Source organism: Aeromonas sp. S18(2024) (assembly GCF_041402525.1).
Taxonomy (GTDB): Bacteria; Pseudomonadota; Gammaproteobacteria; order Enterobacterales; family Aeromonadaceae; genus Aeromonas; species Aeromonas enteropelogenes.
This window is the reverse complement of the sequence record NZ_JBGLQV010000002.1, coordinates 545,894-559,703: the sequence shown is the minus strand read 5'-3', so window position 1 is coordinate 559,703 and position 13,810 is coordinate 545,894. Positions and strand designations below refer to the sequence as shown.

Sequence of the window (13,810 nt, the reverse complement as noted above, 5' to 3'; positions counted from 1 at the left end):
TGACTCCAGGTTACGGCATGATGAGCTTGGCGACGGCCGCAAGCATCTGTTCCGGCTGGAAAGGTTTGACGACCCAGGCCTTGGCGCCGGCGGCCTGTCCCTCCTGCTTCTTGCTGTCCTGCGATTCGGTAGTCAGCATGATGACGGGGGTGAACTTGTAGCTGGAGAGTTTCTTGGCCTCTTTGACGAAACTGATGCCATCCATATTGGGCATGTTAACGTCGCTGATGATGAGATTGATCTTCTTGCCGTCGAGCTTGTTGAGGGCATCCTTGCCATCTTGCGCTTCCAGTACGTCGTAGCCTGCGGTTTTCAGCGTCATGCCAACCACCTGGCGAATGGTGGCCGAGTCGTCCACGATCAGGATCGTTTTACCCATGTCTCTCTCCTAGAAAAAAGTGATGTCTGCACTGCTGGCGGTGGGCTTGGTCGAACGACCATGATGAATGTCCCTCTGCTCATCCGTGGCATAGGTGAGTTCCATGTCGGCCAGCCAGCTATCGGCGTCGATCATGATCGGGCCGGAAGTGCGTACCTGTTGTTCCGGGTCGTTCAGATGGCTTGAAAGATGCTCCATGTTGTTGCGTACCTGGTTGAGGATCTGACTGACCCTGTCCTGAAACTGCAGTGAAATGATGACATTGGAAATTTCGTGATGAATATCGGTGCTTTCGCTTTGCAGCAGGGAAGCCGATTCGGCGAGGCTGTCGGTCGCCTGACGAAACCGGGTCAGCACCTGTTCGATAGCCTGCTCCGAGTTGGCGACCGAGACGTGATCCCGGGCGGCGGAGCTTTCGGCAATTTCTGAGACGCGACCAATCCCTGCGTTGATGGTATCGACCTTGTCACTCATCTTTTGGGCGGTTTCACTGGAGAGGCGGGAGAGGTTGCGTACCTCATCGGCGACTACGGCAAATCCTCGTCCTGCTTCACCTGCCCGCGCCGCTTCAATCGCAGCATTAAGAGCCAGCAGGTTGGTCTGGGAGGCAATCTTGGCGACATCCAGCGCCATGGTGTTGAGCTCCAGGGTATAGGCGGTCAGGCTCTTTATTTCTGCCAACATGGCATCACGGTTTTCCTGGGCTGAATGCATCAGGCTGAGTACCTCATTGAGCTGGAGCTGACTCTCGCTCAACACGGCGGCCATCCCTTTTGATTCGGTGCCACCCAGATCGCCGGCAGCCTGATGGGAGGCGCTGACCGCTTCTTCCAGCTTGTTGGCGAGCCCGCTGAAGCGCTGTGTCAGATCGATCATCGCCTCTTCAGTTTGCTGCCGGGAGCTCTCTATCTGTTGTGACCAGATGGGGACTGCCTTTTGACAGACCTCTTCCAGCCCGATGATCGCATTGGCGAAAGAGGCCGGAGTGGTGTCCTGCTCGTCGGTTGAGGCGTGAGTGTGGCGGGCCTGATTGACGCGATGGGAAGTCCAGAGTGCGGCTCCAATGGCCAAGGAGCCGTTCAACAACAGGTAAAGCAGAGAAGAAGATCCGGACAGAAGCTGCAGGCAACCTAGCAATCCCAGCCCGATGCAGCTCAGCCAGCAAACCGGATCCCATAGCGGGTTGATCACGCCACTTTTGTGTTGTGCCATACGCAACTTATCCCTGTGCTAGTCATTAGCTTGGCCGTCGGGTTGTGCCATCGAGATTGGCAACCCGGGGCCTGGTTATATTTACTATTGGCTCAGTAAGGGTAGCGTAAAAAAAATAGTTGGTTGCAAGTCAGTATTGCTTGCCGAAAAAGAGGTAGGGCCTTGATAAGGGGAGTGGATGCTGAGCGTTATTTCCGCCGATATCAGCAAGATAGCGAAATCTGGGGTAGCGAAGGAGAGAAAGACAAATAAGGAGCCTGCCATGGCAGGCTCCTTGAAACATGATCAGGCCTTGTTGGCGTGAGCCTGCTGGCAGCCTTCGACGGCATGGGCGATCAGCTCCAGCGCGCTCTGCTCACACGCAGGCAGCTCTTCATCGCACTGACTGATGGGGGTGATGCGATCGCCCCACTTGATGATGGCTGCACCCCAGGTGAGGCCTGCGCCAAAGGCAGCGGTCAGCAGATAGGAGTTCGGCTTGACGCGGCCTTGTTCCAGCGCTTCGCACAGGGCAATGGGCACGGTGGCGGCGGAGGTGTTGCCGTAGTTTTCGATGTTCACCATCACCTTTTCCATGGGCGCGTTCATGCGCTTGGCCAGGGTTTCGATGATACGGATATTGGCCTGGTGCGGCACGATGAGATCGATCTGCTCGGGAGCAATGCCGGCCTGTTCCAGTACAGTGCCGGTTGCCTCACCCATGCCGCGGACGGCTCGTTTGAAGATCTCGGGACCTTCAAAATTGAAGGTGAACAGGCCGTCAATGTCGGCAAAACGCACGCGATCTGTGCCGAAATTCGGTACATGCAGGATCTCCCGCGCTTCGCTGTCGCAGCCGAGCTTGTTGGCGATGAGGCCGCTTTCCTGCTCGTTCGCTTCGATGATCACGGCACCGGCGCCATCGCCAAACAGCACGGCGGTATCGCGGCGGGCCCAGTCCAGCAGATAGGTCAGACGCTCGGCACCGATCACCAGTACCTTCTTCATCATGCCGGTCTGCACCAGCGAGGTGGCGACGGAGAGGGCGTAGACGAAACCGGTACAGGCGGCGTTGAGGTCAAACACGGCGGCATTGGTGGCACCAAGCTTCTTCTGTACCGCGGAAGCAGCGCTCGGCAGCAGGTTGTCCGGAGTGGCGGTGGCCAGGATGATGCCATCGAGATCGCTGGCCTCGAGACCGGCGCAGGCGAGAGCGCGGCGACCAGCCAGGGTGGCGAGATCCGAGGTGCTGACGTGGGAGATCCGGCGGGCCTTGATGCCGGTACGCGGATAGATCCACTCATCCGACGTATCCATGATGGTGCTGAGGTCATCGTTGGTCAGCACTGAGGGAGGCAAGCATTTGCCCCAACCGGTGATATTGGCGTATTTCATCTTGTTACCGCTTCTCAATGTGGATCGCCCGCGGGCGGAAAATCGCGCAATTATGCCGCACGAGACAACTACTGTCATCTTGTGGTCATGGTTATCTGGCAGGGAAGATGTGGCAATGAGCCGCAAAACAAGGGAAATTTCGCTTAAAGGGAAGGACTTGCCTGCCCTAAGATAGGGTTTTCTCCCTAGACGAGGCGACACCTTGCTCAAAGCCAATCTCAATCTGTTGCCTACCCTCAAGGTGCTGCTGGAGACTCGCAACATCAGTCGGGCGGCGGAGCTGCTGCACCTGAGCCAGCCTTCTATCAGCAAGCAACTTGCCTTGCTGCGCAGCGAGTTTGGTGACGAGCTGTTGGTGCGGGAGGGACAACGCTGGCTGCTGACGCCGCGGGCCGAAAGCCTGGCCGTCCAGCTGGCGGACTCTCTCGGTGCGTTAGAGCGGCTCTATGAGCCGCCCGGATTCGAGCCCAGCCGCTGTGAACGAGTGTTCCGGCTCGCCTCGTCCGATTACGTGGCCCAACATATCCTGCCCGATATCTGTGCAGCGCTCGCCAAAGAGGCGCCATTGGCAGCGCTTGAGTACAGCTTGTGGGACAAACGCCAACTGCCGCAGTTGTGGCAATCACAGCTTGACCTGGTCTCCACCATCACGGAGCAGGTGCCGGATCAGATCCGCGGCCTGCATCAGGGGGAGGATCGGTTGGTGGTGTTGATGGGCCGTCGGCATCCGCTGGCAGACCGTCGCCTGACACTCGATGATTACCTCGCCTGGCCACACCTGCAGGTGAGCGGTGGCGGTGACAAGGATAGCCCGGTGGAGCAGGTGCTGGCGCCACAGGGCCTCTCCCGGCGATGGTTTGCCCGGGTGCCCTTCTTTCAGGCGGCGGTGGAGGTATTGCTGCGCACCGACTGCCTGATGACCACACCCGCTCATATCGCCTGGCAACTCTCCTGCAATAACGAGCTCGCTTTTGTGGATCTCCCCTTTTCGACCCGCACCCAGCACTATCATCTGCTGTGGCATCAGCGCCACCATCAGGACCCGGCCCATCGCTGGTTTCGCGAGCTGGCCTATCCCTTCCTGCGAGACCACTTGCAAGGCACAGTGGCCGAGAGTCGCAAGGTGCTGGCTCAGACCCGGAGCCGTTAGTGTCAGTCGGTTATGCCACAGCATAGCCAATGGTTATGGGATCTATTCATAACTTTCACTTCTGGCATAGCCATGCACCCCTTACCCTGAATCCAGTTACAACATATTCAGGGTGAGGGTAAACACAAAATGGAACTGACGAGTTGGCTGGCATTGGCCGCAATCTGCGTGATGGGGGCCATCAGCCCGGGGCCGAGTCTGGCGCTAATCATTCGCAATACGGTGCAGGGAGGGCAGGGCCACGGGGTGGCGACCGCGTTGGGTCACGGTCTCGGGGTGGGTATCTACGCGCTTATCACTGCGCTTGGTCTGTCGCTGCTGATCACCCAGACCCCCTTGTTGTTTGATCTCATCCGTTACGGTGGCGCCGCGTTTCTCGCCTGGCTCGGGGTCAAGGCACTGTTGGCCAAACCCGCCAGTGGCGAGTTGCGTGAAGAGGAGATGCACCAGCTGCGCGGTCGTCAGGGGGCGTTCGAGGGCTTTATGGTGGCCTTTCTGAACCCCCAGCTCGCTATCTTCTTTATCGCCCTGTTCAGCCAGTTTGTGCATGCCGATACCGGCTGGTATGAGGGGAGCATCATGATGCTCACCGCTGGCGGTATCGATGCGCTCTGGTATGTGCTGGTGGCGTTGGTACTCTCCCGTGGCCCTGTGTTGGCCTGGCTCAAAGCCAAATCCTTCGTCATCGACAAAGTCAGTGGTCTGGTGCTGCTGGGGTTGGCGCTCAAGGTGGTGATTTAGCATCAGTATCAGGTGATGCTCCCTGAGGGAAGGTTGATAAGCGCAGCCTGCCGTAAAGGAGGAGAGGGAATTTCCCTTGCCAAAGGAGAAGCTCTCTGCGCGGCAGCTCTAATCCTGTATTTCGCAGTGATCTTAAGCGGGATCAAGGCAATCAGGGTGGCAATGGCCTAGAGTGGCTGCCATTTGCTGTCCGCCCTGATCCCGAGACCATGCACCAGAACAAGCACTCCTTAAGTCACAACAACCGGTTGGAGCTACTGGCTCCGGCCAAGAACCTTGCCTATGGCATTGAAGCCATCAATCACGGTGCCGATGCCGTCTACATGGGCGGACCCGCCTTTGGCGCCCGCAGCGCGGCGGGCAACAGCATAGAGGATATCGAAGCGCTGGCGAGCCACGCCCACCGTTTCGGAGCCCAGGTCTTCGTTGCCTTCAATACCTTGCTGCATGACAGCGAGCTGGAGCAGGCCCGGCGCCTGACCCACCAGATTTATGAAGCGGGGGCCGATGCACTTATCGTGCAGGACATGGGGCTGCTGGCGCTCGATCTCCCGCCCATCGCGCTCCATGCCAGTACCCAGACAGACAACCGCACCCCGGACAAGGTGAAGTTCTTGCAGGATGTGGGCTTCTCCCAGGTGGTGCTGGCGCGTGAGCTGTCGCTTGCGCAGATCCGCGAGATCAGTGCGGCCACCAATGTGCAGCTGGAGTTTTTTATCCACGGGGCGCTCTGCGTTTCCTACAGCGGCCAGTGCAACATCAGCCACGCTCGCACCGGCCGCAGCGCCAACCGCGGCGAATGTGCCCAGCTCTGCCGGCTGCCCTGCTCGCTGCAAAAGCCGGATGGGGAAGTGCTGGTGGCCGACAGCCATCTCCTCTCCCTCAAGGACATGGACCAAACCGACAACCTGGAAGCGCTGATCGAAGCGGGGATCCGCTCTTTCAAAATTGAGGGCCGCCTCAAGGGACTGGACTACGTCAAGAACGTCACTGCTTGGTATCGCCAGAAGCTCGACGCCATTCTGGAACGCCGTAGCGATCTGGTGGCCTCCTCGGCCGGCCGTTGCAGCTACAGCTTCACACCGGATCCGAAAAAGAGCTTCAACCGCGGCAGCACCGACTATTTCCTCCATGGTCGCCAACAGGGGATCGACTCCACCCGAAGCCCGAAATACGTGGGTGAACCGCTGGGCCGCGTCACCAGAGTCACCCGAGATGGCATCGAGATCGACGGCAAGCCCGTGACCCTCAACAACGGCGACGGTCTCGGCTTCTTCAAGCCGAACAACGAGTTGGTGGGGATGCGCCTCAATAAGGTTGAAGAGAAGGCAGAGAGTAAGCTGTTACTCCTGTCAGAGCGCATGCCGGGGCTGAAGGTAGGCACCGAGATCTACCGAAACCACGATCAGGTGTTCAGCAAGATGCTGGAAAAGGTGAGCGCGGATCGCCGTATCCGGATCGATATGCAGCTATCCGAGTGCGATGAAGGGATCCGGCTTGAATTGACCGACGAGCAGGGCATCAGCGCCGCCGTCACGCTCCCCTGTGACAAGCAGCCAGCCGACAACCCGGAGCGGGCGTTGCAACAGGCGCGTGACCAGCTTGGTAAACTTGGTAACACCCTGTTTGTGGCGCGCAAGATTGAGTTGGCGTTTACTCACCCGCTATTCGTTGCCGCATCACAACTCAACGCTCTGCGCCGGGACGGTATCGCCGCGCTGGAAGCTGTGCGCCTGGCCAGTTACCAGCGTCCCGAGCGACGCATCGCCCTGCGCGATGTCAGCTATCCCCAGCCCCGGCTCTCCTACCTTGGCAACGTGCTGAACAGTGCGGCCGAGCAGTTCTTCCGCGAGCACGGGGTGGAGCGCATCGCACCGGCCTATGAGGCGAACAAGGAGGAAGGGGAAGTGGTGCTGATGATCACCAAGCACTGCATTCGCTACAGCCAGAACCTCTGCCCGAAAGAGGTGCCTGGCCTCAAGGCCGAACCACTGGCGCTAAAGATGGGCAAGGATACCTTCCGCCTGCGCTTTGACTGCCAGCGTTGCGAAATGCATGTAATGGGAAGTCTGAAGCGTTGAAGACGTCTCCCCTTTTCCTTAATGGAAAGGGGGGCTATCTTGGTAAATCCCTGCACTAGTTAACACAATTAAGTTATATATGAGGCAAGTTTTTATATTATTTACGAATTTAAATATCGTTAATGGTTAAAAACGATGTAGATGAGCTGCATTTAAAATGCTGACTGTGATTCTTAACTATTGAAATTTACTCAGAAACTCTTCCAATGCCTCTCCTGGGTTCTCTTTTTCAGAAGAGATCATGCTGATACCCCACTGTTCAAGCACAGCTTCTTGTACCGGGTTTGGTTTCGCTGAAAAAATATAAGATTTTGGTTGTGCATCGCCTGCTTGATTGGCTTTCCATAACTTGGATAGCTTATAAAATAAAAGTCGCAGGTTGATATCTGCCAAGCTATATCCAATAAAAAGCACAGATTTACCTAAAACATCTGAACGAAGCTTTATATCAAGCGGTGTTTCAAATTCAAGCCGTTCAAAGTAGCTCGTTTCATCAATAATAATCGACTTATCATCATCGAAATCACCATGAAACTTTACCACCTGTATATTGCCGCTTTTGATTCTTGTAAAGTCTGACACCGAGGCTATTTTGGTAAATGGCTTGCTATAATAGGCAAGGGCATTCTCAATCCATCTATCATAGTTGGTTGTGTATATTATGGGAAAATTGGCTTTGGCAATATACTCGTGCACTTTTGAGTCTGAAATGTCAATTTCAGGGGAATGCCAAATTCTATCCATCCAGCTTCTTAAAGGGCCAATACTTCCTTTCTTTAAACGATAGTACTCTGCCAATGCATAATGATCGCCAAAAGATCTATATAATTCTGGTTCATAATCCAGATACTTGGCTATTTTGTCGATCAGAGTGGACCATGATGGAAGACCAAGGTTCATAGACACGCCTGCACCAACAAAAAGAATCACATTTCCCTGTCTGTAGGCAGATAATAGTTGTTCCATATTTAATATCTCCTCAATAAATATGGTTCTACCACTATACCTATTTCAGGGACTTGCATGAAGTCGTAAATGTAAAGTGGATATCTATTTATGATAGACAGGGTCTATGGTTAGCTAGATATCACACTATTTAACCTTAATATTTTCCAGTTGCAGCAAGGCTTTCTTAATTTCCAATCCTCCTGCATAGCCGGTCAGGCTGCCATTCTGGCCGATCACCCGATGGCAGGGGACGATAATCGAGAGCGGATTGCGACCGTTGGCGGCGCCCACTGCCCGCATCGCATTTGGTTTGCCAATGGCGCGCGCGATATCGCCGTAGCTGCGGGTCTCGCCGTAGGGAATGTCGCACAACGCTTGCCATACAGCCTGCTGAAACTCGGTACCGCTGGCGGCGAGCGGCAGGGTAAAGCGCTGCAGGCGACCGGTAAAATAGGCCTCGAATTCGGCAAGATAGGGAGCGAGCGTCTCGCCATCTTGTTGCCAGCCGCTCATATCGGGCAGCGCTCGCAGGCCTGCCACAAAGTCCACATGCACCAGGCCGCGCTCGTTGATGGCGATCAACAGATCGCCGCAGTGGGTTGGCAGAATATCGTAGCGGATCATGGGGTTATCTCCTTGTGTTCGTTGTTTCCAGTGTTTTCGCCTGGGTGGGCTGGGTCAATCAGCTGCGTCGGCGCTTCACTCATGGCGTGCCACAGCCAGCTGGCGGCGTACGCTCGCCACGGTTGCCACGCCTCGCTTTGCGCCACGACCTCTTTCACCGACAGCTTGTCGCCGCCTCCCAGTGCCTTTTGCAGCACCAGATCGGAGGCGGGGAAGGCGTCTGTGTCCAGCCCGCAGCGCAGTCGCCAGTAGGCGACCGTCCAGGGGCCTATGCCAGGCAGCGCCAGCAGTTGCTCGTCGCTGGCACTGACGAGGGAGAGTTCGCCGCTCGCGATGGCGGTGGCCAGTCCCTGCAGCGTGCGAATGCGGCTGCCGGGCATGCCGATGCCATCGAGATCAAGCTCGCACAACTGGGCTGGCGTGGGCAGCCGAGCCACTCCGAATTGCGCCCCGGTACGCGCCACCAACCGTCCCAGTATGGTGATAGCGCTTTTGACCGATACCTGCTGGCCGACGATGGCGCGCAGCATCACCTCGTACTCATCCCAACCGCCGGGTAGCCTCACACCAGGCCAGCGCGCCTGCAGGCGCGCCATCAGCGGATCTTGTCCGAGTTGCTCGCCGATGCGCTGCATGTCGGCATCGAGATCCCACATCCGGCGCACGCGATACAGGAGATCAGGGAGTGCTGCGGGTGGCAGATCCTGCACGGTGAGCGTCAGGCTGTGCCCCTTGCCTTGTGTGATGCGCACCAGACCACTCTGATCGCCGACACTGTGGCGTCGCTCATACACCTCATCATCCACCCGCTCCAGTCCGGGGATCGCCCGCAGCCGGTAGAAAGCGAGCATGGCCGCCACATCAAACGGGGGCCGATACGGCAGCTGCAACGTCAGCGTTGCACCGCGATCATCCGGCAGTTTGTTGTTAGCCACCACCCCCTGGTCCTCTCGCTGGCGCAGGGTGCGTGGCGCCAGGCCATACGCCTGCAGCCAGGCGTCGTTGAAGCGGCGAATGCTCGAAAAGCCAGCGGCAAATGCGATGTCCGTGATGGATAGTTGCGTCTCTGTCAGCAGCCGTTTTGCGAGCAGCAGGCGACGTGTCTGCTCCACCTGTTTTGGCGACGCGCCGATGTGCTGCCTGAATTCGCGGCGCAGCGTGCGCTCACTGATGCCGGCTTGTTCGGCAAGTGCGGCGAGCGAGCCATCCGCCAGCTCACCGCGCTCGATCCGCGCCAACAAGCGGGCGAGCGCATGGGGCAGATCGCCGCGGGCTGCGGGGGCGAGCTCGGGGCGACAGCGCAGGCATGGGCGCAAGCCATATTGTTCGGCGGCAGCGGCACTTGGGAAGTAGCACACATTGTGTTCGTGCGGCGGCCTGGCCGGGCAAACGGGGCGGCAGTAGATGCCGGTGGAGATGACACCGGTAAAGAAGCGGCCATCGAAGCGTGCATCGCGGGCAAGTCGCGCGGCGTGGCACTGCTCGCGGCTGAGGCCGTGGAGCGTCTCTTCCTGCAGATGGTCGTGGCTGGGTGACTGGGTCATGACATGGCGGCTCGGTACGGGAGACATGATGAGAGAGTAAGGGGGCGAAGGGACAGTGACTAGCCAGAAACGGACAGGGATAGCAAAAAAGCACGCATGAGCCCTTCGATATGAGTGGCACGTACAATCGGATTCATTTGCGTAAAAATTAATAACCGATCACATATTCATCAAATAGTCATTGCCTGGCGGGACTCGATAATGTCCAATCTAAATAGTTTTTTCTCTTTGATTATTAAGTATTACCAATACACAGCTAACTTACTGATATAACACAATAACCACTTGCCAAGGACGATAAGTGAAATATCTTTCTGAAGGGGCCCGTGTCCGGGGCTTCAGCTTGACCGAACTGCTGATCACCATGACGGTAGTCAGCATCCTCGCCGCCATCGCGCTGCCCACCTATCGCAACTATCTGGAGAAAGGGCGGCGCTATGAAGCGCAGCAATTGATGATGGAGCAGGCGCTTGCACTCGAGCGCATCTTCACTGAGCAGGGCCGCTATCCCGTGCAATTCACGCTCCCTGCGAACTCCGATTTTTATCAGTTCAGCTACAGCCAGCTGGCGCAGTACACCTATCTGCTCAAGGCAACACCGACTCGTCTGCAAAAGGACAGTTGCGGCACCTTGACGCTGGATCACACCGGATATCGTGCCGCCGCGCGCAGCGATTGCTGGGGGTCATGAGATGAGGATACGGGGCTTTACCCTGATCGAATTGATGGTGGCAGTGGTGATCGCGGCCATCCTGCTGCTGGTCGGTATTCCCTCCCTGAGCGAACGACTCGCCGCCGAGCGGCTGGAGCGCTCCACCGGGGAGCTCGCATCCGCCTATCGTTTCGCGCGCAGTGAAGCGGTGAAGCTGACGCTGCCTGTGGTGCTGCAGGGCACACAGAACGGGGGCTGGGAGGTGACGGCAGACAGCAAGCTGCTCAGGCAGGCTGCCGCCCCCGGCGGTGGTGTGAGTATCTCGCCGTTTGCTCCCATCACCATAGCGCCGACTGGCAGCAGCGCTCAGGCCGAGATCACCCTGGCCAATCGCCTCGGCGAGCAGCGCGTGCTCTGCATCGCCCCAAGCGGTCAGCTGCTGCACGGGAGCTGTTCGTGATGAACTGGCAACCCGGTGCCATGGGGCGTCAGCAGGGGTTCAATCTGGTGGAGATCATGGTCTCCATGGTACTCGCGGTGATGGTATTTCTCGGGCTGGCCAAGGGACAGGTGGTGTCGCTCAAACAGGCGCACTACAGCCTGCAGACGACTCTGGCCACCATAGCGGCGAGCAACGGCGTGGAGCAGATTTGGGGCACTCTGTGTGAAGTACAGCGCACGCCCGAGCGTTTCTCCGATGCTGACTATCTCGCCCGTTTCGCCCTGCAGCCGGGGCAGCGCCTGCTGTTGCCTGCACGTTACAGCGACAACCTCGTGGTGACCATAGAGTGGAATGATGAACGGGTCTCCGGTGCCAGGCAGGTGGCGTTGAATGCCGGATTTCCACCCCTATGTTGAACACCATGCACAGACAGCGCGGGGTCAGCCTGGTGGAGCTGATGATCGCCATGGTACTCGGCCTGCTGCTGATGCTGGCGGTCTTTGCCGGCTATGCCCCCATCAAACGCACCGTGGTCCAGAGCAAGGCGCTGGAGCAGGCGAGCGAGGTGCTGCGCTTTGCCACCCTCACCTTCACCAGCAGTATCAAGCAGGCGGATCGACTGATCGCCGTCACCCCGGATCGGCTGACGCTGGGATTCAGAGTGGAAGGGGGGGCCGAGGTGCTCTCCTGCCTTGGCAATCGCAAGACCGCAGATTTTACCGAGCAGTACCGGTTCACGCCGCCCGTGCTCAGCTGTGACGACGGCGAAGGGGCACGTCTGCTGGTGACCGGGCTCAAGGAGCTGGAATTTGGCGAGCAAGGGTCGCTGGTCACTATCCGCATTCTGCCGGAAGGCTTGCCAGCCTATCTGGCCCCGGGGGTAACAGTACAGGTGGCGCGACGCAAGGCCATCTGGGATGCCGCACTGGCTGGTCAGGCCGCAGGAGGAGCGGGATGAACAAGGGATTGCAACGACAGCGGGGGGCCGTCTTGCTGGTAGTGCTGGTGCTCAGCCTGCTCTCGAGCCTGTTGGTGCTGACCAGCATCCAGGACAACCAGATACAGACTCGGCTCAGCGGCAATTTTCACAAGAAGATCAATGCCCAGCTCAGTGCCGAGCAGGGGATGAACGAGAGTTACCGAGCCTTGCGGACCACCCTGGAGGAGACGCCACGCAGCGAGTGGGCCGTGCTGATCCGGGCCATACCCGATCGGGGTAACGGGGTACAGGATGGCAGCCACTATCAAATCGACAAACCGGCGCAGGCGGTGGCTGACACCCTGGCGCTCTATAGCAGTGGCCATTTTCTGGAGGGGAGCGCCGGCCTCAATGCCCTGTTTTCCCTCAGGCGCCAGCCCGGCAACCTGATCTTCCAGGATTCGGTGGTCGCCTGCGAGGGGCTCAGCCTCTCCGGCAGTGGGCTTATCGACAGTTATGATTCGCGCAAGGGCAGCTATGGTGGCAGCAATGTCAACCAGAATGCCAGCGTGGCGACGGTCAGCGACCAGGCCAATGTGGTGCTCGATGGCCACTCACCCATCTGGGGCGATGTGCGGGCGACCGGCTCGGTTACCCTCAATGGCTCGTCCCCCGTCTCCGGCAGCCTGGCCGCGGGGGGCGATATCACCATCTCCCCGTCCTCCGACAAGATAGTGCGGGTGGATGGCAACCTGCAGGGGGGCGGCAACCTCACCCTGAAAGGAGGACGAATAACCGGCTCGGTGGCGATGAACGGCAACGTGGCCATGGGGTGGGGCACCAGCATCGACAGCGGCCAGCTCAACTATGGCGGGATGGGCACGTTCAACGACGCGGCGAACCAGAAGTATCTGGAGCCCCAATATCGCCAGCATCCCAAGCTGCCGCCAGTGGCGGGTCAGGTGTGTGATCCCCTCAACGTGACGGCGCTCGCCGGCTCTCCCCAGTTCGCCAACCTGCCCATCAATGGTGCCCTGACGCTGGGGTCGACCCAGCAGATGGTGCTGACCGAGAGTCCCGTCACCGGCTCTGTCTCCAGCACCAACCAGCACAAGCCGGCGTTACCCTTCCCGGGCAAGGGGGAGCTGTTTGGCAAGGAGCAGACCCTTTACCGGCTGGATAGCCTCAACATGGGGGCCGATGCGGCGCTGACCATCCAGGGAGACGTGGTACTGGTAATTGACCGGGATTTCACCATGAGCGGCAGCAACAAGTTGACGGTGGCCGAGGGTAGCAGCCTGACCCTGATCGTCGGCGGCAAGGTCGAGTTGGGGGCGGGGGCCGAGGTGAGCGCAGCCAAACAGGGGCTCACCGCAGAGGGCACTCCTGCCATCTCCCTCTATTCGGCCTACAGCGGTAAGGACGGGGTCAAACTGTCGGGCAACACGCCGCTCTATGCCGCTCTCTATGCTCCTCTGACCGAGATGAGCATCAGCGGCAGTGGCGGGCTGTATGGCGCGGTGCGCGCCAAATATCTGAACGAGAGCGGCGCAGGCGGTGTGCACTATGACGAGGCGCTCGGACTGGCGGATCTTGGCGCGGAACTTGGGCCTGCCCCCGTGCTGGCGCTGAAGCAGTGGCATTTTGTGCACTAGCAACAAGGCATCCGCACCGGCTTCAACGAAAAGGTCGAACCGGGCCGGCAACTGTGACAAGCTGGGATCCTGACACTCAAGGAGGATTG

The 13,810-nt window shown here is 58.5% G+C and carries 14 protein-coding genes; 8 read left to right on the top strand and 6 right to left on the bottom strand.

Annotation, left to right across the window (positions count from 1 at the left end):
* Nucleotides 1-10: 10 nt before the first annotated feature.
* From ACB034_RS05770 to ACB034_RS05760, 3 genes are all read right to left on the bottom strand, one after another.
* Nucleotides 11-379, bottom strand: coding sequence for a response regulator (locus ACB034_RS05770; protein ID WP_026455745.1), 369 nt, complete (start codon nucleotides 377-379; stop codon nucleotides 11-13).
* 9 nt (nucleotides 380-388) lie between these two features.
* Complete coding sequence (locus tag ACB034_RS05765) at nucleotides 389-1,591, bottom strand: methyl-accepting chemotaxis protein (protein WP_201940697.1); 1,203 nt, start codon at nucleotides 1,589-1,591, stop codon at nucleotides 389-391.
* 285 nt (nucleotides 1,592-1,876) lie between these two features.
* Nucleotides 1,877-2,965, bottom strand: a complete 1,089-nt coding sequence (locus ACB034_RS05760; protein ID WP_371172319.1) for a ketoacyl-ACP synthase III — start codon at nucleotides 2,963-2,965, stop codon at nucleotides 1,877-1,879.
* Between the two features lie 202 nt (nucleotides 2,966-3,167).
* Between ACB034_RS05760 and ACB034_RS05755 the strand changes: the two genes are divergently transcribed.
* The 3 genes from ACB034_RS05755 (at nucleotide 3,168) to ACB034_RS05745 (ending at nucleotide 6,937) form a co-directional block, all read left to right on the top strand.
* Nucleotides 3,168-4,115, top strand: coding sequence for a LysR family transcriptional regulator (locus ACB034_RS05755; RefSeq protein ID WP_371172318.1), 948 nt, complete (start codon nucleotides 3,168-3,170; stop codon nucleotides 4,113-4,115).
* A 129-nt stretch (nucleotides 4,116-4,244) separates the two neighbouring features.
* Entirely contained in the window at nucleotides 4,245-4,856 is a 612-nt protein-coding gene (locus tag ACB034_RS05750) for a LysE family translocator (RefSeq protein ID WP_223378856.1), read from the top strand.
* Nucleotides 4,857-5,065: 209 nt separating this feature from the next.
* Complete coding sequence (locus tag ACB034_RS05745; RefSeq protein ID WP_371172317.1) at nucleotides 5,066-6,937, top strand: U32 family peptidase; 1,872 nt, start codon at nucleotides 5,066-5,068, stop codon at nucleotides 6,935-6,937.
* Nucleotides 6,938-7,114: 177 nt separating this feature from the next.
* Here the strand turns inward: ACB034_RS05745 and ACB034_RS05740 are convergent, their stop codons facing one another.
* The 3 genes from ACB034_RS05740 to ACB034_RS05730 all read right to left on the bottom strand — a co-directional run bounded on the left by ACB034_RS05740 (nucleotide 7,115) and on the right by ACB034_RS05730 (nucleotide 10,053).
* The gene (locus tag ACB034_RS05740; protein WP_371172316.1) at nucleotides 7,115-7,903 is read right to left on the bottom strand and encodes an SIR2 family protein; all 789 of its coding nucleotides are present in this window, start codon (nucleotides 7,901-7,903) and stop codon (nucleotides 7,115-7,117) included.
* Between the two features lie 126 nt (nucleotides 7,904-8,029).
* Entirely contained in the window at nucleotides 8,030-8,509 is a 480-nt protein-coding gene (locus ACB034_RS05735; RefSeq protein ID WP_371172315.1) for a methylated-DNA--[protein]-cysteine S-methyltransferase, read from the bottom strand.
* Nucleotides 8,506-10,053 (bottom strand): AlkA N-terminal domain-containing protein, encoded by a 1,548-nt coding sequence (locus ACB034_RS05730; RefSeq protein WP_371172314.1) that lies wholly within the window; start codon nucleotides 10,051-10,053, stop codon nucleotides 8,506-8,508. Before ACB034_RS05730 ends, ACB034_RS05735 begins: the two co-directional genes overlap by 4 nt.
* 301 nt (nucleotides 10,054-10,354) lie before the next feature.
* On the opposite strand from ACB034_RS05730, the gene ACB034_RS05725 reads away from it, so the two are divergent.
* From ACB034_RS05725 to ACB034_RS05705, 5 genes are read left to right on the top strand one after another with little or no spacing between them, the layout of a single operon-like run.
* The gene (locus ACB034_RS05725; protein WP_052449271.1) at nucleotides 10,355-10,744 is read left to right on the top strand and encodes a type IV pilin protein; all 390 of its coding nucleotides are present in this window, start codon (nucleotides 10,355-10,357) and stop codon (nucleotides 10,742-10,744) included.
* A 1-nt stretch (nucleotide 10,745) separates the two neighbouring features.
* On the top strand, nucleotides 10,746-11,165 hold the full coding sequence (locus ACB034_RS05720; protein WP_223378847.1) for a GspH/FimT family pseudopilin: 420 nt from the start codon (nucleotides 10,746-10,748) through the stop codon (nucleotides 11,163-11,165).
* Nucleotides 11,165-11,563, top strand: a complete 399-nt coding sequence (locus ACB034_RS05715; RefSeq protein WP_216994143.1) for a prepilin-type N-terminal cleavage/methylation domain-containing protein — start codon at nucleotides 11,165-11,167, stop codon at nucleotides 11,561-11,563. Before ACB034_RS05720 ends, ACB034_RS05715 begins: the two co-directional genes overlap by 1 nt.
* On the top strand, nucleotides 11,557-12,105 hold the full coding sequence (locus tag ACB034_RS05710; RefSeq protein WP_371172313.1) for a PilW family protein: 549 nt from the start codon (nucleotides 11,557-11,559) through the stop codon (nucleotides 12,103-12,105). Before ACB034_RS05715 ends, ACB034_RS05710 begins: the two co-directional genes overlap by 7 nt.
* On the top strand, nucleotides 12,102-13,721 hold the full coding sequence (locus tag ACB034_RS05705; RefSeq protein WP_371172312.1) for a hypothetical protein: 1,620 nt from the start codon (nucleotides 12,102-12,104) through the stop codon (nucleotides 13,719-13,721). Before ACB034_RS05710 ends, ACB034_RS05705 begins: the two co-directional genes overlap by 4 nt.
* The last annotated feature ends 89 nt before the right edge of the window (nucleotides 13,722-13,810 follow it).

Bases quoted from the DNA above. Each gene is read 5' to 3' on its own strand.
- ACB034_RS05740 (WP_371172316.1), bottom strand. From the start codon at position 7,903: ATGGAACAACTATTATCTGCCTACAGACAGGGAAATGTGATTCTTTTT.
- ACB034_RS05705 (WP_371172312.1), top strand. From the start codon at position 12,102: ATGAACAAGGGATTGCAACGACAGCGGGGGGCCGTCTTGCTGGTAGTG.
- ACB034_RS05760 (WP_371172319.1), bottom strand. From the start codon at position 2,965: ATGAAATACGCCAATATCACCGGTTGGGGCAAATGCTTGCCTCCCTCA.
- ACB034_RS05730 (WP_371172314.1), bottom strand. From the start codon at position 10,053: ATGACCCAGTCACCCAGCCACGACCATCTGCAGGAAGAGACGCTCCAC.
- ACB034_RS05720 (WP_223378847.1), top strand. From the start codon at position 10,746: ATGAGGATACGGGGCTTTACCCTGATCGAATTGATGGTGGCAGTGGTG.
- ACB034_RS05745 (WP_371172317.1), top strand. From the start codon at position 5,066: ATGCACCAGAACAAGCACTCCTTAAGTCACAACAACCGGTTGGAGCTA.
- ACB034_RS05770 (WP_026455745.1), bottom strand. From the start codon at position 379: ATGGGTAAAACGATCCTGATCGTGGACGACTCGGCCACCATTCGCCAG.
- ACB034_RS05710 (WP_371172313.1), top strand. From the start codon at position 11,557: ATGTTGAACACCATGCACAGACAGCGCGGGGTCAGCCTGGTGGAGCTG.
- ACB034_RS05735 (WP_371172315.1), bottom strand. From the start codon at position 8,509: ATGATCCGCTACGATATTCTGCCAACCCACTGCGGCGATCTGTTGATC.
- ACB034_RS05765 (WP_201940697.1), bottom strand. From the start codon at position 1,591: ATGGCACAACACAAAAGTGGCGTGATCAACCCGCTATGGGATCCGGTT.
- ACB034_RS05715 (WP_216994143.1), top strand. From the start codon at position 11,165: ATGAACTGGCAACCCGGTGCCATGGGGCGTCAGCAGGGGTTCAATCTG.
- ACB034_RS05750 (WP_223378856.1), top strand. From the start codon at position 4,245: ATGGAACTGACGAGTTGGCTGGCATTGGCCGCAATCTGCGTGATGGGG.